This is a genomic window from Nocardia sp. NPDC056000, assembly GCF_042269265.1.
In the GTDB taxonomy this organism is placed as follows: Bacteria; Actinomycetota; Actinomycetes; order Mycobacteriales; family Mycobacteriaceae; genus Nocardia.
In genome coordinates this window covers 448,181-472,836 of the sequence record NZ_JBHJXS010000006.1, presented here as the reverse complement: position 1 = coordinate 472,836, position 24,656 = coordinate 448,181, and the positions used below count along the sequence as shown (strand labels likewise).

General features: G+C 62.3%; 16 protein-coding genes. 9 read left to right on the top strand and 7 right to left on the bottom strand.

All coding sequences use genetic code 11. The features are described 5' to 3' along the window. Positions 1–207: 207 nt before the first annotated feature. Together ACFC4D_RS20775 and ACFC4D_RS20770 are read right to left on the bottom strand one after the other, a co-directional pair. A complete protein-coding gene (locus ACFC4D_RS20775) occupies positions 208–1,023 on the bottom strand; it encodes a hypothetical protein (protein WP_376065471.1) in 816 nt (271 codons plus the stop codon). Beyond that, positions 1,020–5,549: an AAA domain-containing protein gene (locus tag ACFC4D_RS20770; RefSeq protein WP_376065468.1), complete on the bottom strand. Its 4,530-nt coding sequence runs from the start codon at positions 5,547–5,549 to the stop codon at positions 1,020–1,022. Before ACFC4D_RS20770 ends, ACFC4D_RS20775 begins: the two co-directional genes overlap by 4 nt. 390 nt (positions 5,550–5,939) lie before the next feature. Between ACFC4D_RS20770 and ACFC4D_RS20765 the strand changes: the two genes are divergently transcribed. Further along, a complete protein-coding gene (locus ACFC4D_RS20765; RefSeq protein WP_376065465.1) occupies positions 5,940–9,719 on the top strand; it encodes an AAA domain-containing protein in 3,780 nt (1,259 codons plus the stop codon). A 264-nt stretch (positions 9,720–9,983) separates the two neighbouring features. Here ACFC4D_RS20765 and ACFC4D_RS20760 read toward each other — a convergent pair whose 3' ends face one another. Further along, positions 9,984–10,478 (bottom strand): hypothetical protein, encoded by a 495-nt coding sequence (locus ACFC4D_RS20760; RefSeq protein ID WP_376065463.1) that lies wholly within the window; start codon positions 10,476–10,478, stop codon positions 9,984–9,986. 237 nt (positions 10,479–10,715) lie between these two features. Between ACFC4D_RS20760 and ACFC4D_RS20755 the strand changes: the two genes are divergently transcribed. Both ACFC4D_RS20755 and ACFC4D_RS20750 read left to right on the top strand, forming a co-directional pair. After that, entirely contained in the window at positions 10,716–13,001 is a 2,286-nt protein-coding gene (locus ACFC4D_RS20755; protein WP_376065460.1) for an AAA family ATPase, read from the top strand. A gap of 106 nt (positions 13,002–13,107) precedes the next feature. Beyond that, positions 13,108–13,653 (top strand): hypothetical protein, encoded by a 546-nt coding sequence (locus ACFC4D_RS20750; protein ID WP_376065458.1) that lies wholly within the window; start codon positions 13,108–13,110, stop codon positions 13,651–13,653. Between the two features lie 164 nt (positions 13,654–13,817). On the opposite strand, the gene ACFC4D_RS20745 is transcribed toward ACFC4D_RS20750, so the two are convergent. The 4 genes from ACFC4D_RS20745 to ACFC4D_RS20730 all read right to left on the bottom strand — a co-directional run bounded on the left by ACFC4D_RS20745 (position 13,818) and on the right by ACFC4D_RS20730 (position 16,961). Continuing rightward, positions 13,818–15,008 (bottom strand): Fic family protein, encoded by a 1,191-nt coding sequence (locus ACFC4D_RS20745; RefSeq protein ID WP_376065456.1) that lies wholly within the window; start codon positions 15,006–15,008, stop codon positions 13,818–13,820. Between the two features lie 126 nt (positions 15,009–15,134). Next, positions 15,135–15,782 carry a plasmid pRiA4b ORF-3 family protein gene (locus ACFC4D_RS20740; protein ID WP_376065455.1) on the bottom strand — a complete coding sequence of 216 codons (648 nt, stop codon included), beginning with the start codon at positions 15,780–15,782 and terminating at the stop codon, positions 15,135–15,137. A 119-nt stretch (positions 15,783–15,901) separates the two neighbouring features. Continuing rightward, complete coding sequence (locus tag ACFC4D_RS20735; protein WP_376065452.1) at positions 15,902–16,519, bottom strand: DUF4352 domain-containing protein; 618 nt, start codon at positions 16,517–16,519, stop codon at positions 15,902–15,904. Positions 16,520–16,646: 127 nt separating this feature from the next. Beyond that, a complete protein-coding gene (locus ACFC4D_RS20730; protein ID WP_375968211.1) occupies positions 16,647–16,961 on the bottom strand; it encodes a hypothetical protein in 315 nt (104 codons plus the stop codon). A 165-nt stretch (positions 16,962–17,126) separates the two neighbouring features. On the opposite strand from ACFC4D_RS20730, the gene ACFC4D_RS20725 reads away from it, so the two are divergent. The 6 genes from ACFC4D_RS20725 to ACFC4D_RS20700 all read left to right on the top strand — a co-directional run bounded on the left by ACFC4D_RS20725 (position 17,127) and on the right by ACFC4D_RS20700 (position 24,656). Beyond that, the gene (locus ACFC4D_RS20725; protein ID WP_376065449.1) at positions 17,127–19,151 is read left to right on the top strand and encodes an N-6 DNA methylase; all 2,025 of its coding nucleotides are present in this window, start codon (positions 17,127–17,129) and stop codon (positions 19,149–19,151) included. Beyond that, entirely contained in the window at positions 19,141–20,409 is a 1,269-nt protein-coding gene (locus ACFC4D_RS20720; RefSeq protein WP_376065446.1) for a hypothetical protein, read from the top strand. The genes ACFC4D_RS20725 and ACFC4D_RS20720 overlap by 11 nt, the downstream gene beginning before the upstream one ends. 36 nt (positions 20,410–20,445) lie before the next feature. Next, complete coding sequence (locus ACFC4D_RS20715) at positions 20,446–21,885, top strand: protein kinase (RefSeq protein ID WP_376065444.1); 1,440 nt, start codon at positions 20,446–20,448, stop codon at positions 21,883–21,885. Positions 21,886–22,138: 253 nt separating this feature from the next. Then, positions 22,139–22,930, top strand: a complete 792-nt coding sequence (locus ACFC4D_RS20710) for a hypothetical protein (protein WP_376065441.1) — start codon at positions 22,139–22,141, stop codon at positions 22,928–22,930. Further along, positions 22,931–24,001, top strand: coding sequence for a helix-turn-helix domain-containing protein (locus tag ACFC4D_RS20705; protein ID WP_376065438.1), 1,071 nt, complete (start codon positions 22,931–22,933; stop codon positions 23,999–24,001). It begins immediately after the preceding gene. 115 nt (positions 24,002–24,116) lie between these two features. Further along, the gene (locus ACFC4D_RS20700; RefSeq protein WP_376065436.1) at positions 24,117–24,656 is read left to right on the top strand and encodes a hypothetical protein; all 540 of its coding nucleotides are present in this window, start codon (positions 24,117–24,119) and stop codon (positions 24,654–24,656) included.

The window sequence follows — 24,656 nt, the reverse complement described above, 5'->3', positions numbered from 1 at the left end:
CCTACTCTCCTGCCCGCACGGTGTGGATATCTGGCACTGTGGGGCTGGGGTGTGGGCCGGACGTGCTGCTTGCCGCCGAGCCGGGCGGCAAGCAGCACCACAAGCGCATCTTCCACCGCAAGCCCAACCCCCAGGGGGTCAGGATTGGCGGAAGTCCAGCCCGTAGGTCGCGCAGTAGTCAAGGTCATGCTGGCTGGTATCAACCACCTACGGTGTGGCCGCCAGATCATTCAGGGCGGCAACGACGACATTCCACGCGATGCGGACGATGTCATCTTCCGGTCGGTACAGCTCCTTCCATTGCTTCTTGGGATGCACCAGGTTTCGATGGGTGCGCAGCACGTCGGCGTATTCGGCGACGTCGCGGCCGATCCACTGCTCGTCGCGCGCCATTTCGATCAGTCGCTGCAGATGATCAGTCGGCTGCCGGTCACCGGTGTGACGATTGACCGCGACGTCATAGAGCACACCTTCGAGCACACTGCCCAGCAGGATGATCGCCGCTGTCGGTGCGCCGGATTGCCAGCAGATATAGGCCTCATCGAGGCGCCCGCGAAGCTGTCCCGCGAAAACGGTGTCGGTGACGATATCCGAGATGTTCGCCGTCAGCTCCGCGGGTGCCTTCGACGCGAGACGTGAAGTCTCACCGGAACGTTCGATGAGCCGGGGACGGCCCTGTTCCTCGACGATCTGCAATGCCTCCATGGCCAACAGGGAGTCCAACTCCTCGATCACCGCGGCGTATCCGTCCGCGTTGTCGATGTATTCGCGTCGATCAGCCAAGCGCAGCAATACTTTTCGTAGGCAGTCGGAGTCATGCCGGATCTGGTTAAGGCGTTCGATGGTCCAGTCCTTGCGGTAACCCTCGTATTCCGGAACATTGGGTATACCGGCCGCCCGGAAGAACCGCTCCAGGTCCTTGGCGCTGCGGTAGTAGGGGGTTCCATCTTCGCCGCAGATCAGGGCTGCGAGGTGCTCGAGGATCAGCTCGTCGAGTTGTACGGTCGGGCTTGTCTCGGTCATGGCTGCTCCGTCTCCTCTTCGGATTCGTCCTCGTCGGCGAGAGTCGAAGGTTGCCAAGCGTGCTGAGCGTCGCCATCGACGATTCCCGGCATGATTCCTTTGTCCTGCAGCGCCTTCCAGACCGGGATCATCGCTCGTTCCGGGTCGAACTCGAATTCGCTTTCCCGGATTCGTATCGTGGTCCAGCCCATCCTGAACAGCTCACGGTCTCTCCGGGCATCGTTCGCCTGCGCCGTCACATCGGTGTGCCAGTAGTGGCCGTCGCATTCGACCGCCATGCGCCCGTCATCGCCGACGACCACGAGGTCCAATGTCCTCGAACCGACTGGGTACTGGGGCACAACGTGGTATCCACGAGATCGAAGTATGCGGAAAACCCTTTGCTCGAAAAGTGATTCGAACGGCGGTGTGCGTTTGTGCTCGGAGACTTCGTCAACCGAGGGAGATTCTCCGAATACCGATGGTGGATCGAGCATGTAGCCGAGCAGGGATGCCCGCAGGCACCCCGGCTTCAGCTGATCCCGCCCAACCGATGCGAACAACCACAGCTGGTCCTTGGCGCGGGTCGCGGCGACGTTGTAAGCCTGCCGGTATATCTCGGACGAGATCAAACGAGCAGACTCCGCGACCACCATCGAGAGGAAGATGACGTCACGTTCGTCGCCCTGGAAATTCGGTGCGGTGCCAACCCGGATACCTCGCGTCTCGCGAACCTCCGGAGTGATCGATTCGTTGACCAGGTTCTCGATGAGTTGAATGTGGGACTTGGCGCTCTGCAGAACGACGATGCCAAAGGTTTTGCGGTCGTACGCTGGATCGGCGAGGCACCGGACGAGCGTCTCGACAAGCGTCTTGGCCTCGATTGGATTGCGGCGCCGCATATCCCGTCCCTCGGTGAATCCGCCCTCGACCTTCGTGACTCGCAGTGGCGGCAGGGCGTCGTGCCGCCGCTCCCGCAGTGGAATCAGCCCGCCCCGCCCGGATCCGTCATCGTAGAACTGTCTGGAGGACCAGTTGATGATCTCGGGGACACACCGGAAATGCTCGCGCAGCCGCACCAGCGCATCCTTGCCCGAACGCGCCGACAACACCTCGTACAAATTCGATCGCGGGGTCAGGATCGTCCGGATATCCGCGTCGACTTCCGCCAAATGTTCGTCGTTGCGCGCGAACACCTGATCGAGCAGACCGAGCGTGCTTGCACCCGGGGTGCATTGCTTGTCGTCGCCGACGACGATTACGCGAGGAGCCATCCACAGTAGATAAAGGTGCTCGATGCCCACCTGGCTTGCCTCATCCACGATGACGACATCGAATCGATTGCGGTCCGCCGAGATGTTGTCCAAGAGGTTGGGCAATGGAACAACCCAGGCCGGTACGGCATCCTGGGCTTTGATCATCGCGGCGCGTGCAGCCTTCCGGAATTCCTTGGTCTTGCGGCCGGTACCGGCACCGATCTTCGACATGTGGGTTCGGTAGGCGTTCAGGGCCCGCTGCTGGTCATCGGTCAGTCGGCGCAGACATGCTGCCTGCGCTTCGATCGCGACCAGTCGCGCCGACAGACTCTTGATATCCGATTCATTTGCTTCGAACTCATCGAGAAGTTCGTGTTCGCGCTCGGCGGTTCCGTGCACACTGACGAATTGCTGGGCCCTCGACCATGCCCACGCCGCCACGGTGTCGCGCTCCTCCCACAACGGATCCGTGTATGTCGTATGCAGCAGAGTCAGAAGCCTGGGGTGTATCTCTGCGACTGTGTGTTCGAGCTGGTTCGCGCATTGCTCCCGGATCTGTTGGGTCCGTATCGCATCGAGCGTTTCGACCACCTGGGCGTACTGCTGTACATCTCGCCGAGAGATGGCCTCGACCGCGGATGTCAGTTCAATGCAGGAGTGGGGTGTCGAGGCCAGCGCGGTTATGTCGGCTCGAACCTGCTCGATACGACCCTTCGCTCGTGTGAGCTGTGCGTGCCTCTCGGCACCGGGGACAGCCTGCAATACCGCGCGAATCGAGGCAAGATCGTCCAACGGAAGTGGAATCGAATACCTCCCGAGGAGGTCCGCGATTGGATTCCGCGCCTGATGAATTTCGTTCATCGCCGCGAGCATGCGCGCATGTTCGGCAAGTTCGAGCAGGATCTGGTTCGCCTGGGCGAAATATTGCACTCCTGCGGCCACCGGGATTCCGGACTCGAACCAGCTGCGGCTGAGCTGTATCGCGGAAATCTCGGCGTGAACCCTGTCCAGGGCAGCCTGCAGAGTCTCTTGCGAGTCGGGGGCTCTTCCGTCGACGACGACCCAATCGAGGAAGGGTTGCCCTTCTCGCTGTGGCTGGGATGCGAAGCGCGTCTTGAGCTTTCCACCACCTTTCAGGAATTCCAGCAGCGCTGAACCGCCCCGCAGGCACGCACGAGCGGGCCCGAGGGTCTGGTAGGTGATCGGTGCTCGGAGATCGATCACATAGCCGGCGGCATTGATGGCATGGAGAGCCGATAGCAATCGAGCCGGTTCGTTCATGCTTTGCAGTGGGCCTATCCACCGCCCGGCGTTCCGCCCAGCCAGACGGTCGTCGACTGCCCGCGCCACCCACTGGTGATTGGGCGATACATTCCCGCCCAACCCGTAGCGGTGCAGTAGCTCCCACATACGATTGGTGGCAATACGCAGCTGCGAAAGATCCTCATCGGTGAGGCGTCCGAGAAGTGCTGCGGCCTCGTCGACCTCCGCGTCGATCATCGTTGCCGATTCACGTTCGGCCGCAATCAGATTCGCAATCTCCGCAGCACTCGGCAGCTGGCCGACCGACGGTATATGCTGCCCGGCGCGTACTCTGCGATCGGGCAGTAGACCATCGAGAAGCAGGCAGCGAAGTTCGGTCCACTCCGCGGGTGTAAGGGGTGGGCAATCGCCTGCGCCCTCCGGAACCGGCGGCATCCAATCGTTGTATGTCGCATTCGTCTTCACGGCGCGGACAATGTCGGACAAGGTTCCGCGGTAGCGGTCTCCGCAACCTGTGACGTCCGGCTCGTACACCCTCGACTCATCACTCCGAAGGTCGCTGATCTCGGAATTGAGTACGACATTGCGGGCCTTGAGCTCAATCCGCTTGTCGGACAATCGACGTACCTCTACAGCCAAGGAGGATGCGTCACTGGAAGCGATAGCGGTGGACAGGGCGTCGAGCCCCTGCTGCAACTCGATCGATGCGTCCTTGCTTCCACCGGTGAGCAGGACGCACAGGTGTCTGAGCTCGGCCGGGATCTTGTCACGAAGAACCCGCAGGGCCTGATCCTTCTGACTGGTTACCAGTACCCGTTGTCCCTGCGCGAGTAGTGCAGAGATCAGGTTTGCGATGGTGTGCGTCTTTCCGGTACCGGGCGGTCCCTGGACGACGACACCAATTTCCGTGCGGAGTAGATCCAAGACTCGCAACTGTTCGTCGTTCGTATCCAGAGGGAACAGAGGATCGTGCCCGAGAACATCGCCTCGTACAGCCCCCTGCTGATCGAGCCAGCGTTCGCGGTCCGCGCGCTCGGTGTCGATGACGATCTGAGCAAGGGCCACCGGGACCTCGGCGCCAGGTTGTCGGAGGGCTTCCCCGATCCGGCGGTAGGCCTCGGAGATTCGTTCCTGGCTCCGGCGTCGCAGGATCAGCGCCGGTGCGGGAGCGAAGCGTGGATTCGATCTGAATTGTGCTGGCTCACTGTATGTTTCGTCGAACGCGAATGTCTCGTCAATTGTGATCCCCAGCCATTGGTGTAGGCTGTCGATCGTCTTGGCGGTGAGGATGGAATCGTCGGCGATCAGCAAATCGGACTTGATCGATTTGCCTCGATCTTGATGGTAGACAGGCAGTCCTTCGAAAATCTCCCGATCTTCCATCCGGCGCTTCCCGGGGCGGTTGAGTCGAATCGTGCCGGTCTGGTCCAGCGTTGGCAGTACTTGCTCGGTGAGCAGATGCCGGCAGCGACCCTCCGATCCTTCCTCCTCGGGGAGCGTGATGAGGCCTACGCCGAGCACGAACTCATACTCGTCGTCTCGCTGTTCCATCGTCTTCGCAGCGCTTTCGAGGATCTCGTACAGCGCACGGCGAGGAGCTGACAGCCGCTCTTCGTCCGCCCAGGTCCGCCACTGTCGCAACCAGCCGTCGAAGGTGCGGTGAATAGGGGCATTTGAAAGGTCTGATGCGCCTAGTTGGTCGGTGTCTGAAATCAGTCGGGGTTCCGGCCCATCGGCTTTCGCGATTGATCGTGTTTCGATTTTACCGGCCAGCTCGTATGGCACTTTCGGCGGTGAATTCTTTGGTATGGGGTGAATCTTCAGCAATATGTCTTCTGCATCGGCGTCGAGGCTTATTCCGCGTGGGAATTCCTCGATCCATAGTAGCTTGTCGATCGCTCCGTATTGATCATTGGTGATGTCCCGCAGCGGTTTTCGTGCCGACGAGTCGGTTAGGTCCGAAAGGTAGTCGACGAGCCCGATTGTGGTGCGTAGTGCCTTTGCTTCGAGTTCCCCTGCTGGTTCCATATCCCTGCCTCCCATTGGACAACAGTGCAGCATACAACCGGCATTGCGTAGAACCGAGGCGATTTACCTGATTGTGTTGTTGGACATGTGAGCTACCAATTCTGACCGGTCGGTTATGAATTGTGCGGTATTCACCGCGAAATACTCTAAAATCGGTACTCGCTGTTTTTGATCGCGGCACGAGGTTCTCATGGGTCCGCTGTCGCGAATCTGTCCGCGGGTCATCGGGAGATGGTGCTGGCTCGACTACTGCTCAACCTGTTCGGCGGTTGCCACGAGACTGCTCTGTCCCTGATCGATTCAGGCAAAGCGCTCAAAACCCTTGATTGTCAACATGTTCCGTGAGAGCGCAGCTATTCTGTTCTACCGTAGAAGGACAGTGGCACGGGGGTGGTGGGAGTCTTGGGGCGAAGCGGAGACGTCGAGCGGCAGGCGCGGATTCTGCGTTATTGGCGGGCTGTCGAGTACTTCAGTCCGCAGAATGTTGAGGGCCCGTCGCCCTCGAACGGCATTGTGAAGGTGCGGCAGGGAACGAAGCTGCCCTGGGAGCCACCGGTGCGGCGGATCGATGACAAACACGTGTGGCGGCACACCGTGTATGCCGGAATCTTCGAAACCGCGAAGGTTCGCGAGGTGCTGAAGAAGGTTCTTCCGGCATCGGATACAGACCATGATGAAGGCCCGCGCAACCGCGGCAGGACCGCTCTGCTGAGCATCACTGTCGATGGCGACGGGCGATTGTTCAAAGATGGTGTGGTGCTGTCATCTTGCGCGTGGGCGCTGGGGAGAAGCGTGGTGCCGCCCGGTCCGGGCCGGGACGACTGGCTCGATGGATTCGATGATCAACAGAAGCGAATCCTGGCTGTCCTGTTCGATATCGGCGATGGCCGAGTCTCGGTGGAAACGTCTGGCGCCGTAACCACCGGCGGGCAGCGAGCACTTCGCTTGATCGCGAATACGACAGCGCGCGTCGCGCTCGATGTCATGACCGGAGGTCTGGCTTCGATCCCGGCGGTGATCGGGTCGATCGCGGAGTCTCATCTCGGTCCGATCGCGAAGACCGTTGCCGAGAAGATGAGCCAGTCCGTCACCGATGACGCGATCGGAGCGATCAAAAAGAGGGGTGACAAGAAGTCCGATGCCGGTGGAGCGGAGGCTGGAGAGGGCGACGAGAGTGGCAAGACACCCGATCAGCTCGGTACCAAGGTATTGACCGTCGCCGATCTGGCAGCGATAACACGTTGGGTAGCAGAGCAACTCGGCGTCGATGACGTCCTCGAACCCACCGAGATCTGGGTCAAGAGCTTCCAGGTCCCATCGAAGCGGGCCAATGAGGTATCGAGCGACGAATTCATCAACAGCTTCTACGCCAAGGACCTGGAGCTGGTCGCCGGGGAGCTGTTGTCCGGCAACATGGGTACGGCTCTCACCTCCTACTTGCGTGAGGTAACCAATCACGACCTGAACCGGCGGATTGACGTCCGCAAAGAGCCCCATGTGCTGCTGCGGTCACTGACCCCGCGAATGATGCCGCTGGGGCGCTGGCCATCCAATCCCGCTCACCCGCTGACCTTGAGCCAGCAATTCGCCATCAATCAAATACTGTTCGGAATGGAAGACCCGGCAGCGTCAGGTCTGTACTCGGTGAATGGGCCGCCCGGCACCGGTAAGACGACCATGCTGCGTGACTTGATCGCGGCGCTGGTGGTCGAGCGAGCCACTCGGTTGGCGCGCCTGTCGAATCCGCGCGCGGCATTCCAATCCGATGACAACGCCCGGCGGTGGCCCTGCCTCGACGGCCCCTATCAGCGGACGATCGTGCCATTGGTGGCCGATTTGACCGGATTCGAAATGGTCGTTGCCTCATCCAATAACGGTGCGGTCGAGAACATTACGTTGGAAGTTCCGTCGGTGAACGCCATCGATGGCTCGGCCTTCCCGGACGCGGACTACTTGTCCGAGCCGGCGACCCGACTGGCAGGCGAGCCTTGTTGGGGAGCCATTGCGGCTAGGTTGGGCCGTCGTAGTAATCGGGGAGACTTCGTCCAGCGCTTTTGGTGGGGTCCCACCGAGCGCCGTGCCGAGCAGGCTGACGTGGAGGCTCGTGGCCTGAGCGAAATCCTCGGCGAGCTCAAGAATTCTGCGGCGGCCAGCACTGTCGAAGTCTTGTCCTGGAACGATGCGGTTGCGCGTTTCGATGCCGCTGTCGCGGAGGTGGCGCGGCTGACTGGTGAACGGCAAACGATTTCGGACATCCTCGACCGGATCGTCGAGCCCGATCGAACGCTGGCAGCCCTGCGTGGACGAAGCGAGGATCAGCAAGATCGCTTGCGGCTCCTTCAAGATCATCGACGCGAGTTGGCGGAGAGTGAACACGCCGCTGAATCCGCAGCACAGCGTGCGGCGAACAGTCTCGACGATTCTCAGCGTGCCGCGAGTGCTGCCGAGTTCGAGGTAGTCATCGCTGACGATTGGCAGCGTCGTGCTCAGGCAGAGCTCTATCAGCATGCTGGCGCGAAACCTGGTTGGTTCAAACGGCTTTGGTCGCGGGATGCGCTCGGTGATTGGGAGGCCGACGCGCAGCCGTTCGTCGAGCGGGTAGCTATGGCGGATGCCCGCGTCGCCGCAGCGGAGCGAGATAGAGACCAGCGTGCCGCAGCGTTCAGTGAACGGCAGCGGCAGTTCAGTGAAGCCGGCCGTGGGCTTGCCGCATGGCGTGAGCGGATTATTCGCTGTGAGAATGAGATCCGCCAGGCGCTCATCGACGTTGAAAACGCCAATCGGTCCACGCGGCAACGGGAGATCGAGCTCGAGCGTGAAGCCGACCTTCTTGCGCGGGCCCGTGTCGAGTGGCCGGATACATTGCCTGGGGAAGAGTGGACTGTCGGGGCGAGTGATCGTGCAGCGATGGAGCGGCGAGAGAAATCGTCCCCATGGATGGATGAGGAATTCGCGGCGGCCCGGTCCCGGGTGTTCCTGGCTGCACTGGACCTCCATCGGGCGCTACTCACGGCGGAACCTCGAATCGCCTGGAACAACATGCGCGCGGTTGTCGACATCGTCAAGGGCGACGCCCCGACGGACCTCCCCGCGGAAACCGTGCTCGCTGCGTGGCAAATGCTGTTCCTGGTAGTTCCGGTCGTATCAACGACCTTTGCGTCGATGCCGACCATGTTTGCCGCGCTCGGGCGGGAGGCTCTCGGCTGGCTGTTCGTCGATGAGGCAGGTCAGGCCACACCACAGGCTGTCGTTGGGGCGCTTTGGCGTTGTCGGCGTGCGGTTGTGGTCGGCGATCCGCGTCAGCTGGAACCGGTCGTCACTTTGCCTTGGTCAGGGCAGCGTCGTCTGTGCGGCAAGTTCGAGGTTGACGTCCGCTGGGCTCCTCAAGCCACCTCGGTTCAAGCTGTCGCTGATCGACTCAATCGATACGGGACGTGGTTGCCCGATCCCGATGGGGAAGGCCAGATTTGGGTCGGGTCACCACTGCGTGTGCACCGGCGATGCGATCGACTCATGTTCGAGGTGAGCAACCAGATCGCGTACGACAACATGATGGTCTATGGCGTCGCCCGAGATGACGACTTCAGTTTGGGCGCCCAGAACCTGTGGATCGACGTTGACGCCCCGGCCAGCGGAGATAAATGGAATGAGGCGGAAGGAAAGCAGGTTCTGAATCTCCTCAGAATGGTGCGTGCACGTCTGGTGGCTGCGATGGACGAAGAACTTGCCGAACTCGGCCTCGATCTCCCCGATTGGGCGGCCGGCGAGGCGGAGAAACAGGCAGAGCTTCAAAAGCGCTTCGAGCGAAAGGTGTTCATAGTCAGTCCGTTCCGCCGCATCGTCGAACGGCTCGAGGGCTATTTGACGGCCTCCGGTTTGTCGGTGTCCCGAGATTGCCTGGGGACAGTGCACACTACGCAGGGTAAAGAGGCCGACATTGTCATCCTCGTGCTCGGAACTGCTACCGACGAGAAGAAGGCGCGCGAATGGGCTTCGGGCAAGCCCAATCTCTTGAATGTGGCGGTGACGCGTGCCCGTCGCCGTTTGGTGCTCGTCGGTGATCATAAGAACTGGCGGGGACTTCGCTACTTCAGCGCCCTGGACGACCAGATCAGACCTGAAGGCCTGCTCAAACTTTGGTGTCCAGGTGCAAGTGCCACTTCCAGGTAGGTCGAGGCTTACCTGGCATCCGCATCCGCATGAAGGTCTCACCGTTCGGACTGCAAAGTCCCGACACGCGCGTGACGATGTTTTGTTCTCCGTGTCGGCGTGCCCCGGGGGAGCAGTGAAGCAGAATCGAAAAGAACTGCGACAGAACGTCGTTCCTTTGCACGGTCGTTACTTGCCGATGGTAACTGGCTCTGCCTGTACACGGTCGGCGAACTCCTCGGGGAGGACAGCGATGGTCTGGCTATTCAGTTCCGCCGGCATGAGCTAGGGCGTCTCGCCGGTCTTGGGCGCGACCGTCCGGCGGTGCCGTTGCTCGTCGGTATACAGCCACGCAACCCATGCTTCGGCGACGTAGTCGGCTACCGCCAGAGCGCGGTATTGCGGTTCGTCCTCCTTTGGTTGGGCGAGCACGGGCGCTTGCGGAAAGCCCGGGATTACCAGGTCTTTGCGGGTGCGAGAGTTGTAATCGCTGATTGCCTGGGCGATTTGATCCTGATGGATGGCGGTTCGTTTTATCAGTTCGTCGAACACGTCGAGATGGACGGCGTGCGCAAACGTGCGGGGCGGCTCGGTGCCGGCGGTGAGCACAACCGATCGGCCTGCTGTGAGTGCATAGACCTTCGTATCGTAGGCGGGGTCGTCGTGTGAAATGACTACAGCGTTGGTGTTATTCACCCGGGTGCTGCCGGTGCGGCTTGTCACCCAGACGGCAGTGGCGTCGGCAGCTGGTTGCCGATCGACGATTGCGAAGCCGAGCATTGCTCTCCCATGACGGTTCGTAGGTATGTGAGTGGGATCGGAGTATGCGGCGCGGCGTTACAGTGATAGAAATATCCCGAAAAATACAGTGGCCCAGTGGAATCCGTCATAGGGTCGTCGGAGGTTCAATGACCGCCTGCCTCGTACAGAGTCGAAACATACTGGCCTGTACGGATTTCGGGTTTCGCATAGGTAGGCGCTGGTCCGGCCGGAGCCACGGCGGGAATGGGGGTACAAGTGGTCGTCGAGAGCGCTGCCGGTCTGACATTGACCGACGAGTTCAAGGATGCGTTGTCGCGCCTGGAGCGGGGTGAGAACCTCTTCCTCACCGGCAGGGCGGGCACAGGCAAGTCCACACTGATTCGCCGGTTTCTCGCGACTACGCGCCGGAACGTGGTCGTGGCAGCACCGACGGGAATTGCCGCCCTGAATGTAGAGGGCTACACGATCCACCGGCTGTTTGCGTTTCGGCCGACGACCACGCCCGAGGAGGTCCGGTCGGGAAACTACTCACCCGGCCGTTTCACCCCCATCTTGCGCAAACTCGACACGCTGATTATCGACGAGGCGTCGATGGTACGAGCCGATCTGTTCGACTGTTTGGCCGTCGCGTTGGAACGGTTCGGACCCAAACCCGGAACCCGTTTCGGTGGGGTTCAGTTGGTGCTTGTTGGTGATTTGTTCCAGCTGCCGCCGGTGGTGAAGGAAGCCGAGGCGGGCTACTTCCAGACGAGGTATACCTCGCCGTATTTCTTCTCCGCCGACAGCTACAGCCGCGAGCAATTCCCTACGGTTGAGCTCACCACGGTGTTCCGTCAGATCGGCGATTCACGGCTGGTCGACATCCTGAATGCTGTGCGCGAGGGAGCCCTGCTGGAAGGGGCTCGCGCCGAACTGAATTCACGAACCAATGAGAAGTTCCGGCCCCCCGTCGACGAGTTCTGGCTGACTCTGACCACGACCAATCGGATTGCCGGCGCCCGGAACCGGGAGATGCTCGAGCAACTACCCGGTACAGAAGCGCACCTTCAAGCCACTGCCACAGGAGATTTGGACGGATTCGACAGGCCGACCGAAGAAAACCTCGCATACAAGGTTGGGGCGCAGATCATGCTTCTGACCAATAAATCCGAGGATCGATGGGTTAACGGCACCATCGGGCGGATCATCGGGCACCGCACCGGCCGCGGGGGTCCGGTAGTCACGGTCGAGCTCCCCGATGGCAGTAAGGCTGAGGTGGGTCCACACGTCTGGGAGATCACTCGGCCTGTTGTCGAGGGCGGGGCACTCAGTCACCAGGTAATCGGTACCTATACCCAGTTGCCGTTTCGTTTGGCGTGGGCCATCACGATCCACAAGAGCCAGGGGCAGACACTGGACCGTCTCGTGGTCGACCTCAGCGGCGGGACATTCGCGGACGGGCAACTGTACGTGGCGCTCAGCCGGTGCACTTCCATGGATGGTCTGGTGCTGCGGCGTGCAGTCCAATCCCGAGACCTCAAGGTGGATCAACGAATTCGCCGATTTCTTCGGTCCGGAAGATCCGAAACGCGGCCGCGCGGGAATGTGTATATCGGTATCTGCACCGTTGGTGATGAAGGGCGGGCATGGAAGCCGCGGCCTGTGGAGATCGCGCTGGTGACCGATGACGGCACCGAAATCACCACCTTGATCAACCCGACCCGCGATCTCGGTGACGCCCGCAGCGCCTATGCAATCACCGCAGGCGATGTACAGTTCGCGCCCTTGCTGATCGAAGCGTGGGCCGCACTGGCACCTCATCTGGCTGGGCGAATCCCCATCGGGCTCGACATCGACCGGCACCTCGGATATCTCGACTACGAGCTGAAGCGAAATGGCTACGTCGCCCCCATGCCCGTTGGCATCGAGCTCGACGGCTCGAACCTGTCGCAATTGGACTGGCGGCGGCTCAAAGCTTTTCGCGCCCTCGATCGAGCTCGCGCCGTGCGAGACATTTCGAGGCGTTCGGCGGTGGAGGTAAGTGACGCTGACGTTTTTCCTCCGGCGGAACCTCGAACCGGATACCTTCTCGCGCGAGGCTTCGGGCCGGACTGCTTTCAAGCAGGTGGCTTTGTCCCACCGTCCTCGACTCCCGAGGAGGTCCTGGCCGGATATCTGCGGACCAAAGCCGGTCAGGTCCATATGGATTCCCGGACTGATGAGCTTCTGCGTGCACTCGAGGCGCGGTTCCGACACACCATCGTCGATCCCGGCGCCGATGTCATGAAAGACGACATAGGTGCTGTCCTTATCGCAGGCGCTCGGGTCTGCTTCACCGGAACATGCGTCGACGAGGAGGGCAACGAACGGACTCGAAGCGACATGGAAGATCTCGCCGTTCGACGCGGACTGGTACCCGTCAAGACGGTCACCAAGAGCAAGTGCGATGTTTTGATAACTGCGGAGGCGGGGTCACAGTCGGGCAAGGCCAAGGCCGCGATCACTCACGGCAAGCCGATCTTCACCTCGAAGCAATTTCTCACGTGGACCTTGGGCGCCTGAATCGACACAGCTGCAAGAAGATTGACGAGCTGCTCGGTTTGGCAGTCGGGTTAGATGTGGATAATTCTGTTGCGGCCGTACACTATTCATCAATAGGAGAATGTCAGTGGCTAGTTGGCGCGAACTGGATATCAGTCGTCGACGAGACGTGCAGGGTCTGGCAGCAGCCCTGGGGGACCTCAAGACCGGCATGCACGTCAGCGCAACCTTCAAGTCGGACGAGTACGGAATCTACCTAATTGAGGGCGCCGCGGTGTTGTCTGTCAACGGCAGCTACCTGGTAGGCGGGCAACCTCTCGACAGCGAATCGCGAAAGCCGGTGAGTGTGCTGCGCACACTCACCTTGGGGATTACCGTCCGTGAGGCGGACGACTCGGCTGTGGTGGTCGAGCCGGTCACGAATGATGTAGTGGCTCACGGGGATCTTGTCCGCGCAACATTCGAGCAGTCGCCTTATGGCATATTCGAAGTCACCGGTGTAGCGGTATGGGCACCGGTGGGCAACCTGTTCGTCGTTGGCGGTGGATGGTTTCTGACCGGCAAATCCGGTGAACAGGAACCGCGGCTGAAGGGACTCGAGATACTGGCTGGCCGCGGGAGTCACCACCTGCATATTCCCTCCAAGATCGACGCGTGGCCGAATACGGAATAGCGCAGAGGTGCGCTACCAGGCGCCGGTCTGAGGGTAGCGACGAAGCGCAGCAGGATCGCTATCGCAAACTCCTTGAAAAGCCGTACTTCTACGTCCATCCGGCAAATGAGTAGGCACGTATCAGCGTTGAGTCGTTGGTGTCGCCCAGGGGATCCGCTTCGAACTTAAAGGTGCTCGATCGTGCGCCGACCAATCGCCGCGCTCAGGGCATCAAGCTCCGCCAGCACGTCAGCCGCAGCCCAAATTCGGTTGCGTTTGCTGTCTGAGAGCAGTTCCAGAATCCCGGCGTCGGTCAGCCTGCCCAATGCCCGATAGGTGCTGGCCTCGGTTGTGCCGGTGAGGTGTTGTGCGGTGTCGGCGTTGAGGATTGGGGTTTCGAGGAGCGCCGAGAGAAGGGTTTCGTCTGCGGAGTTGGTTCGCGGGCGGGCGATGTCTCGCCACCGGCTGGGCAGGTCGGCCAGGGCCAGGGCGGAGTCCTGGGCGGCCTCGCTGGCGTGGATCGCGCCAGTTGCGAGATATTCGACGAACGAATCGACGTCGCCATGGCGAAATCGGTTGAGGTGCATGAAGTATCGGCTGGTGTCGGCCAGCATGACCGATGCCAGTGGGACGGTTACTCGGCGGGTGAGGCCGCGGCGGCGCAGTACGGCGCTGATCAGTGCTCGTCCGATGCGGCCGTTGCCGTCTGTGAAGGGGTGAATGGATTCGAACTGGGCGTGTGCGATGGCGGCTTGGGCGAGGATCGGCAGGTCGGTTCGGTTGACGAATACCAGGAGATCGGTGATCAGCTCGGGAACCAGTTCGAGGGGCGGGGGGATGTGGGCGGCGTTGATCGGGGTGTAGTCGCTGCCTCCGATCCAGTTCTGTACATCCCGAAGTTGTCCCGCATCACGAGACGTGTAGTAGTCGACGGCCATCAGCAGCCGATGTGCCTTGAGTAGATCGTCGAGCTGGATTGTGCCTGCGCCGGCCGCCTCGACCATCGCGATCAGGGCCTTGACCGCCGCCAGTTGTGATTTCGCTTCGTCGCTGGTTTTACCTCCGGCGACTGCTTTGCCGAAGGCGCGCCAGCCCGCATCTATGTGCTCGATCTTGGAGGATGCGACGGACTCGCTGCGCAGTAAGAAGTCCGCGAGCGGAGCCAGGTGCTCGCCGAAACCGGCCTCGAGGCGGGCGATCGCGATCAATGCCGCTTCGTGAGTACGGGCAACGGTTCCGGTTGGGTCGTAGTCGAGCCCACCGATCGCGGGTGGAATCGCGACCGTGATCCGCTCGAGGGTTCGGTCAGCCCTTGAGCCTTGGCGCTGACGCGGGCTCCAGGTTCGATCTTCGTAGAGGTGCGGCGGCCAGTTCACGAGGTCTCCGTCAGTTAAGGTCGACCAACTCGACAGTTATTATACTTTATATGTATAAAACGCATCTACTACTCGTGCTGGTGTACTTTTGCTGACTCGACAGTGTCGAACCCGAGGCTGCGTTCGCTACAACTTCGCGTTCCTCCCATACCCGAACACGCTGTTCAGGTGCCAGTTAATCTCTTCGATGACGAAGGGGCTGGGTTCTGCCTCGTAGGAGTCGGAGGTGATGGCTTCCGGGGTGATGTGGTCGAAGGAATCGTCTTCGTCGTTCCAGATTGATCTGCGGGAAGAGTATTCGTATCGGGGGATGCCGCCGGAGGCGTCGGCGGGGCAGTCGCGCATGCCGCCTGTGCAGCGGGCTCGGGGTGTTTTGGCGGTGCGGGGGAGGAGCTCGGTGAGGACCAGGTGGTGGGGCCAGGGGTCGACGAAGTCGTAGAGGTAGTAGAGGGTGTCGCCGGGGGTGATGAGGAGTTCGTCGAGGCGGACCTGGTTCTCGGGGGTGGCGGGGTCGCCGGCGGCTACGGCTTCGGGGGAGATGTAGCGGTCGGTGGGTGTTTCGATGGTTGGGCCGCAACGGAATTCGTGGTGGGCGCGGTCTACCCAGCCGAAGGATGCGCCGAGTACCTCGTGGAGGTCGTGGAGGAAGAGTTCGGAGGAGACGTCGAGCCAGCGGTAGAGGGGTGGGTCGGTACCTTCGATTGTGGCGCGCAGGCGGAAGGTGACCGGCTTTTTGCGGCGCGGGCGGCGGTGGGATGGCTGTGTGTCGGCCACGGGGCGAGATTAGTTGATGTGGTGCCCGCGGTGTCCCGCGATGGCGAATGAGGTTGGGGTGTAGCGGGATGAATGCGTCGAAACCCCCAGCGGGGGCTGGAGGTTTCGGATAACCAGTGCTATTTCAGTGAGACCGTGGTGCCGCCGCTGAACATCGAGTCGTGCAGGACGATGTGGTCGGGGACCGAGTCGGCGCCCAGGTCGTAGACGACCTGGGCGGTGATCTTGTTGCCGGGGTTGACGCTGGCGTAGAGGCTGGTGTCGGACTGGAGGTTGATAGCGGCGGCGGTGTCGTTGCTGAATTTGCGGTTTTTGGCGTCGTAGACGTATTGGTCTGTGGGGGAGAAGGATTGGGGTTTGTCGGAGGTGTTGGTGATGGTTATGGAGACGATGGTGTAGGAGCCTTGGGCCGTCTTCTGGAGGAATTGGTTGTCGCCCACCGTCTTTACGCCGGACTGGACTTCGGTGACCACGAACTCGAACTTGCCGTCGCGGACGGGGGTGTTCAGGCCGGGGAGGGGCTTGGTGGGGTCAGCGCCCGGGGTGGATGAGGAGGAAGAGGACGACCCTTTGGTCATCAGCGCACCGCCGATGCCGCAGACCGCGACGATCGCCGCGAGGACGATCAGGATGGTGCGGAGGGTGTGGGACTTCTTGGGCGGTGGGGCGGGCTGCTGGTACTGGGGGTAGCCCTGCGGGGGAAGTTGGCCGGGGTAGGGCTGATTCGGGTGGGACATGAGGTTCCTTCTGGCAGGTTCGGGAGGTTCCCGGTCGTTGACCGGGGACGGATTGCTTTGGGGTGGAGGATGTTTCGAGGCGGACGCCGGTTTCTCGGGTGGAACGGCGACTCCGCGACCAGCGTTGTTACTCGGCGACCCAGTTGCAGCCGCTGACGTCGACCACGTCGCCGGCGTTGAGCTTCACGAAGGAAGCGCCGGTGTACGACTGGATGTCGATCAGCTCCGACGACTTCGCGCCCTTGTACGGCAGCCAGGTGATGAAGCAGGAGCCGTAGTCCTGGTCGCGGGGGCCGTCGGTGCGGTAGGTGCCGGGCTGGACGTCCTGGCCCACTACCTGCTGGCCCTCGTGGAGCTGGGTGGCGGCGGCGTTGGCGGTGCCACCCATGGCGAGGGTGGTGATGGCGGTGGCGGCGAGGAGGGCGATGGCGTTGCGGCGCATGGGTTTTCCTTCATTAAGGGGTTGGAGATCGGGTGGCCGGGTTCGGCTCTGTCCCGCTGATGCAAAACCGTAAGAGACGGTGAAAACATTGTCAACATGAAATCTGTGATTGATTTATGCTCATGCGTCCAGCAGTCTGGGGGGAACGTTTACGAGAGGAGGGGTATGTCGAAGCCCGCTTCAGCGGTCAGTGCCGCGGAGATTTCGCGGTTGGCCGATGTCACGCGTGCCACGGTGAGCAACTGGCGTCGGCGGCATGACGACTTTCCCAAGCCGATTGCCGGGAGTAGTGAGGCTCGGCCGCAGTTCGACCTGCGGGAAGTGCAGGAATGGCTGGCTGAGCACGGGGTTGAGGTTTCCGAGTCGCCGGTGACCGAGTTGCGGACGCTGGTGCGGTCGCAGACCACGCCGGATGCCCTCTCTCAGCTGATGGCGGGGCTTCGGGCCTCGAAAGGGACGTGGAGCGCCGACAAGCGAGCCGATGTACACAGTCGGATCGATGTACACAGCGAGACGGATGTAAACAGTGGAGACAGCGTCGCCGAGCTGCTGCTGTTGCTGGGGCGCGCGGCAGCTGCGGACGGTAATCGCGCCGCCCTGGACGTTCTCGCGGAGCGTGCGCTGGAGGACACTGCGGCGACGGGTGTGTACATCACGCCGGAACCGGTCGCGAAACTGATTGCGGCCCTGCTTGATTCGCCCTCCGCGCCGAAATTACGGAGCGTGCTCGACCCGGCTTGCGGGAGCGGGTCGCTCCTGCTGGCGGCGGCCGGTCTCGGCGCGGTCGAGCTTTATGGTCAGGACGCGCTGTCCGTGCAGGTTGAGCGCACTCGCTTGCTGCTGGAAGCCGAGGTCGATCTCGAACCCGTTGTACGCGAAGGTGATTCACTCACCGCCGATGCGTTCGAGGATCTGCGCGTCGACGCTGTGGTCTGCAACCCTCCGTATGGACAACGTGATTGGGGCTCCGGTGAGCTCGCCTTCGACACTCGCTGGGATTACGGCACGCCTCCGCGCGGTGAGCCGGAGCTGGCCTGGGTACAGCACGCCATAGCGCATCTGCGCCCCGGCGGCACCGCCCTGCTGCTACTCCCACCTGCGGTGGCGACCCGCCCTTCCGGCCGCAAGATTCGCGCGGGCCTGGTGCGAAAGGGTGCGCTACGCGCGGTCATAGGACTCGCGCCGGGTGCGGCGCAACCGTGGCATGTGGGTTTGCAGATCTGGGTGCTGCGGCCGGTGCAGGCGGGTGAGACCGCCTCGGAAACAATGCTTTTCGTCGATACGACGGCACTCCCGGCGGCCACGGAAGGCATCGACTGGGAATCCGTCACAGAGTCGACGCTGAAAGCATGGCGAGCCTTCGACAGCGAGAACTCCAGCACCGCAACTGTTTCCGGTCTCGCCGCCACCGTGCGCCTGGTCGAGGTCCTGGACGACGAAGTCGATCTGACCCCGGCGCGATACGTCCGCTCATCACTGGACTCGGATACCGTCTCGGATCAGGTCGATCACGCGATTCGCCGACTCTCCAGCGTGGCAGCCGAACTGGCCGAGGTGACGGCCGCACTCGGCGGCTGGTCCGGCACCACAGCCAAGTCCTGGCGCTTCGTCTCCATCGCCGACCTGGTGAATTACGGCCAGCTGGAATGGATTCGATCCTCACCGCCGAGTACCAGCCGACAAGCGGATGACTCTCGTGCCATTCTCACGGCTCCCGATGTCGCCACCGGGAGCCCCGCCTCGGGTAGCTTCAGCAACTCCGCTCCGGAGATCGAGGTGGAAATCCGAACCGGTGATGTGCTGATCCCAGCGGTCAGAAGCGATCGAACCGGCGGTCGCAGTGCGCGTGTCGCCGGTCCCGAGGACGCGGGGTCGATCCGCGGTCCACACGTACACCTGTTGCGAGCCGATCGGGATCGGCTCGACCCCTGGTTCCTCGCGGGCTTCCTCACCGGCGCGGAAAACGTCTCCGCCACCAGGACATCCACCATCAGATTCGACCCGAGCCGTCTGCGTGTTCCGGTACTCAGCCTCGCCGAGCAGCAACGCTACGGCGAAACCTTCCGCCACCTGTTCCTACTGCGCGGCGCGGCCCGCCGAGCCACCTACGCCGCGGAGAGCGTCGCGGAATTGGTGACCACCGGGCTCACCGCCGGAGCGCTCGCACCGGATGAGAAGGATGAGAACTAATGCAGGGGCGTACATCCGCTACTCGCTGCCGAGCGCTGCTACGGTTGCCGAGGACCGCAATGGGAGTGCGGGCAGTGAACGCATGGGGAGGCAGGCCGTGACGGGGGATATCGCCGCTCATCCGGGCTATCGCTCGTTCGCGGAACACGAATTCGATGCCGTCGTCCACGATCCGGCGAACTTCGGGCGTGCGCGCTGGGCCACGGTCGAACGGGCGGCGGTGTGGCTGCGGGAATGCCTCGGGCATGCCGAAGCGGGCGGATTGATCGCCGTAGCCATGCCGTCGAGCGCGGCGACCGGACCCGATTCGCGTGCGCTTCGAAACATGCTGCTGCGCAACGGTGTGCTGCGCGGCATCATCTCCGGATTGCCCGATGCGCCGGATCTGTGGCTGCTTCGGCAGAGTGACACGCATCCGAGCCATGTGCTGCTGATGGATGCGCTCGGTGAGCCCGGGCTCGCCTCGAATGCCTGGCGCGGTTTCGAATCGGACCCGACGCACTCTGACGCCGCGCCCTACGCGGTGCGGGTGGTCGACCTGCTCGATGATCGAATCGATCTGGCTCCGCGCAATCTGATGGGTGATCCGTCGGCCGAGTACTCCGCGTTGCGCACCGCACTGGTGGGACAGCGGATTTGGGAGCCGCCTTCGCTGGAGTCGAATAGTGCTGAGCACAGCGCGATTTCGCTGGAGGAACTGGTCGAGGCGGAGGCCGTGACCTGCTTCGAAGCGCCGCCGACCGTCGCCTCGGAATCCGGCGAGACGCCTTTGCTCTCGGCGAAGGATGTCCGCCTGGGCCGCCCTGCCTCACGCTGGGGGAACACGGATGCCAGCGGCGCGATCACCGTCCGCAAAGGCGATGTGGCCGTGGTGATCAGCACCGAACCCGCCGTCCGAGTCTGTGCCGATGATGGTGTTCTACTCGGCTCCGGCATCCAGCTGGTGCGCACCAATGCCAAGGCCGTCGATCCGAATTTCCTCGCCGGTGTCCTGCGCGCCGCCGTGGACGCGGCGGACGGCAATCACGTCGACCTCTACCAGGTCGCGGTGCCCAGAATCCCGCTCGCCGAACAGCGCCGCTACGGTGCCGCCTTCGAACAGCTGACCGAGCTGGAAACCGCCTGGCAGCAGCAACGTTCGACCATGGAGCGCCTGGTCCGCACCGGATTCCGCGGCCTCGCGCAGGGCCTGCTGCGGCCACCGGATCAACGGCCGGCACCGCCCGCACAGTCCCCACATGGCAGCGGTGGCGAGTAGCGTGTCGGTTTTCCTGAATTCACGGAGGTAGGTGCGGTGCAACCGCAGGTCGTCGGCGGCCGGTACGAGCTGATCAGTGAGATCGGCGCGGGCGGCATGGGGCAGGTCTACGACGGCTTCGACCGCCACCTGCGGCGGCAGATCGCCGTGAAGTTCACGCATCCGAGCCTGGACAAGGATCCGGATTGGACTAAACGCTTCTTCCGGGAAGCGGAGTTCATGGCGCAGATGCGGCATCCGGGATTGCCGATGATCCATGATGCGGGGATCGAGCCGGGGACGCCCGAACGGCCTTATCTGGTAATGGAATTCGTGAAGGGCGTTACGTTCGATGACCTGCTCGATCGGCGGGGCCCTTTGCCCGTCGGTGTGGTCGCGTCGCTGGGGTCGCAGGCGGCGGCGGTGCTCGCGGCTACACACCGGAATCGCATCTACCACCGGGATTTGAAGCCGTCGAATCTCATGCTGTGCGATGACGGGACCGTGAAGGTGCTCGATTTCGGGCTCGCGGTATCGCTCGACGCCGACAAGACCCGGTACACCAGCACCGGACATACCTTGGGCACACCGGCTTTCATGGCACCGGAGCAGGTTGAAGGCGGAACCGTTGTGCCGCAGACGGATCTGTATGCCCTGGGGCTGGTGCTGCACGAATTGCTCACCGGCGACCGGGTTATGACGGGCAGCTCCCCATATGTGGTGTGGCAGAACCAGGTTCATCAGACACCGCCCGATATCCGTTATGAGCGGCCGGAAGTCCCTGTCGAGTTGGCGCGGTTGATCATGGCGATGCTGGCCAAATCGCCGGATCAGCGGCCCGATGACGCGGCGACGGTGCACTCGGTGCTGCTGCGCTATGCGACGGGAGTGGGATCGCTGTCCGAGGTCAGTGACCCGCTCAGCCCTGCGCACATGTACGCCCGGGCCGTTGCTGCTGGCGGCTCATCGCGGACCGCTCAGACGGTCGTGTCTCCTACGCGCATATTGCGCAATTTGCCGGAGAAGCCGCCAACCGTCCCTCCCACACCGGTTCCCACCGATTTCAGCCGCGGCGATCTGCAACGCGCCATGCGCCGCGCCCGCGACTTCGCCGACGACTCACGCTACGACCCCGCCGTGCACGAATTGCAAACCGTTGTGGACAAAGCCTTACCTCGATTCGGTTCCCGCGACGCCGATGTCGTCGAAGCCCGCCTGCGCCTGGCGGACCTCCGCTTCGAAAGCGTCGACTATGCCGGTGCCGCAGACCTTTACCGCGAACTTATCGACGACCTGACCGCCGAACGTGGCCCCTACGACGACCACGTCATGTACTGCCAGCGCCGCCTCGCGGCCTGCCACGTCCATACCGGCGACGTCAAGGCCGCCCTCACCCGCCTCAAGCGCCTGCACAGCCAGATGGCCGTCCGCTACGGCGAACAGGACAGGCGCGTCATCGAATTGGCCGCACAGATCGGTCATATCAAGGCCAACTGATCACAAAGGACCGACTAGTCGTTCTCCTGTGACTGTGTGAGCGTTTCACATTCCCGTCGGAATCTGTGTCATCGCAGCCGCTCTGCGACGCATACTTGACTGACAGCACGATCGCAGGGGGTGCGATGGGCGGCGTTGGCGAATCGATCTTCTGAGCGTTGCTGGTTGAAGGGCAACGCGGCCCAGTTCATTCGACGATCAGGCAGTCGGCGGCCAAGAGTTCGAGCGCCGACGAGCTCGGGTTGGAGCGGGGATGACCGAGAAACAGGAGGTCGTGTCGGCCTTCGAGCAAGATGGCGTATCTGCCGGGATTCGATGGGCCTACCGGTCCGCTATCGCAGAGACGATGGAAATGTACGCGGCGCGCGCGGGTCTCGATGAAACCTGGGTGGGCACAACCAGATACACATTGCTGCGTGATCGGCTGGACCGAGTTTTCAGCTGTGAGCGCTTCGGTGCCGGAGCGGGCAGCGCTGGGGTCGAGGAAACTCCCGACTCGGCTATCCGTGACCTCGGTGACATGCCCGAACTGGATATCGACCTGGTTGCTCGCGACGGTCTGAACGGAAGCCCCGGATGGGCCCATGGGAAGCGTCGATTCCTGTTGGCCTCCAGCAAGTTCGGGCAGATCAACCATATTCCATGGCCGCAGAAGAGCCGGACGAAACAGGGGGTGGCGCGACAATCCGATCCCGATTCCGGTCAACAGTCGCTCTTCGATCCCTTCGCTCCCGACGAGATCGACGGGTTGGCGGCGGTCTCCGCCGCATTGGCGGAGCGGGAGCTGGATCTGCCGACTTTCGTTGTCGCACACAGTCTCAATCGATTCACCGGCGAGCATGAACTGGTCATCGGCCGTCCGCAATTCAACCTCGGCGGCGGTGATGCCTGGGTGTGGCAACACAATCTGCTCGATCCGCCGGACAGTTCCGTGGCCGGGCCGAGTGGTCCGCCGCCGATCGGCCCGGATCCCGTCCCCGATGCGCCGGTGCGTTTGCGCGGGCCGGTAGACGACCAGCGAACCGAGCGTGGTACTGCTGGATAGGTGACCGTACGGACGCCGAACGTCGAAAGGGCAATGGAGGTTTCGGCCTTTTTCGACGGTGCCAGGTTGACATTGGCGCGGCATTTGTCGGGAATGCGTAAGAGTGAACTCGCGGAATCGCTTGCTCGGAGTGTGAGCGAGGTGTCCGCCTGGGAATCCGGGATGGCGCGTCCACCGGCGTCCGCAGTGGCCGAGCTGGCGCTCGGCCTGGCGATTCCGGCGGAATTCCTGATGATGCGCCCGGGCTCGATTGTCAGTACGACACCGCATTTCAGATCGCTCCGGTCCACGACGCAGTTGGACCGTGATCAAGCGTTCGCGTATGGGCGACTCGCGGCCGAGGTGACTTCGACCCTGGAGAGCCGGGTGGAGTTCCCTCGGGTCGAGGTTCCGCGGATAACGGTCGCCATCGACGATTTGGACAGCGCCGCGCCTGAACGTGCTGCTCGCTCTGTTCGCGAGGCGTGGGGTCTCGGTACTGCGCCGATACGTCATGTTGTTCGCTTGGTCGAGAACCATGGTGTGCTCGTCATTTTCGGTTCGGCTCGAACGGCGGCGGTTGCCGCCTACTCCTTCGAGGGTGCGCACCGGCCGATTGTGGTGCTCGATCCGAATGTGGATGATCCGCACCGTCAGCGATTCGATGTCGCACACGAATTGGGGCATCTGGTTATGCATTGTGATGCTGAACCAGGTCATCGGGTGGCTGAACTCCAGGCGGACCGCTTCGCGGCGGAGTTTTTGTTGCCGAGTGCGCAGATCGGGGACTCATTCGCGACCGGCGGTGCTGGTGGCCTACCGGTTGATCGGGAGTTCGGCACGGCGGTTGCGCCTGTGATCGAGCAGCCGTCATTGCTGCCGCGTGCGCTGGAACTACTGGACGAGATCGGTATCCATAGCCACCACTTGGTCGAGGAGTGCCGGGTATCGGACGCGGATTTTCGTACCGTGACCGCGCGCTATCCGGTTGCGCGGCATGTGAGAACGCCTTCGTTGCGTGGTGACTCCAGCTATGCCGATCGGGTGGTCTCGATAGCGGATTGGTCGCATATGAAAGGCGAGTCGACCTGAACCCACCGGTCGGAATCTGTTGATCTCGAACACTTTTGAAATAGCCCTCGATGACCTGTCGGACCCATGCCCTATGGTGTCGGATGCAGAGCATCCGCAGCGACCTCGGAGCGTCATGACCAGTGCGACTCAGACCGTTTTGTCCCTTGTGGTGGTGCTCGACAAGGTGGGAGACCGGTTGGTTGTTTGGCATGTGAATGTTGGTCGGGCCATGGGGCTTTCGCGGCTATCGGGCGCTTGGGTTGTCGGGGAGGATGAGGGCGCGGCGATCGCTACGCTCACCGGCGGATATGACGCCGTGTGGTGCGATGAGGTTGCCGACGGGGTTGCGACGGGCGGTGTGGTGGACCTCGATGCGACGGTGGCGGCCGCGCGTGCGGAGGTTGACGCCGTGGATGAGCTGTTCACCGAATATCAAGAGACGCAAGGGAATAAGTTGATCCGGCCGGAATGGCCGGAGTTGGTGCACCCGGTGCATGCGCGGCAGTTCTTGTACGGGATGGATGAAACCGTTAGGGAGGCATTGATTTTGGCGCGCGGAATCGCCGACTTGGCCGACTCGTGGGCGGATTTCGAATCATTACGGGTGGCAAGAGCTTTCCTCGCCGAGCATGGCGGTCCTGCCGCGCGTCCGCTGCCACTCGTGGTGCGGTGA

Coding starts and splice junctions, on each gene's coding strand:
- ACFC4D_RS20775 (WP_376065471.1), bottom strand. CDS start 1,023: ATGACCGAGACAAGCCCGACCGTACAACTCGACGAGCTGATCCTCGAG.
- ACFC4D_RS20770 (WP_376065468.1), bottom strand. CDS start 5,549: ATGGAACCAGCAGGGGAACTCGAAGCAAAGGCACTACGCACCACAATC.
- ACFC4D_RS20760 (WP_376065463.1), bottom strand. CDS start 10,478: ATGCTCGGCTTCGCAATCGTCGATCGGCAACCAGCTGCCGACGCCACT.
- ACFC4D_RS20735 (WP_376065452.1), bottom strand. CDS start 16,519: ATGTCCCACCCGAATCAGCCCTACCCCGGCCAACTTCCCCCGCAGGGC.
- ACFC4D_RS20730 (WP_375968211.1), bottom strand. CDS start 16,961: ATGCGCCGCAACGCCATCGCCCTCCTCGCCGCCACCGCCATCACCACC.
- ACFC4D_RS20725 (WP_376065449.1), top strand. CDS start 17,127: ATGTCGAAGCCCGCTTCAGCGGTCAGTGCCGCGGAGATTTCGCGGTTG.
- ACFC4D_RS20720 (WP_376065446.1), top strand. CDS start 19,141: ATGAGAACTAATGCAGGGGCGTACATCCGCTACTCGCTGCCGAGCGCT.
- ACFC4D_RS20710 (WP_376065441.1), top strand. CDS start 22,139: ATGACCGAGAAACAGGAGGTCGTGTCGGCCTTCGAGCAAGATGGCGTA.
- ACFC4D_RS20700 (WP_376065436.1), top strand. CDS start 24,117: ATGACCAGTGCGACTCAGACCGTTTTGTCCCTTGTGGTGGTGCTCGAC.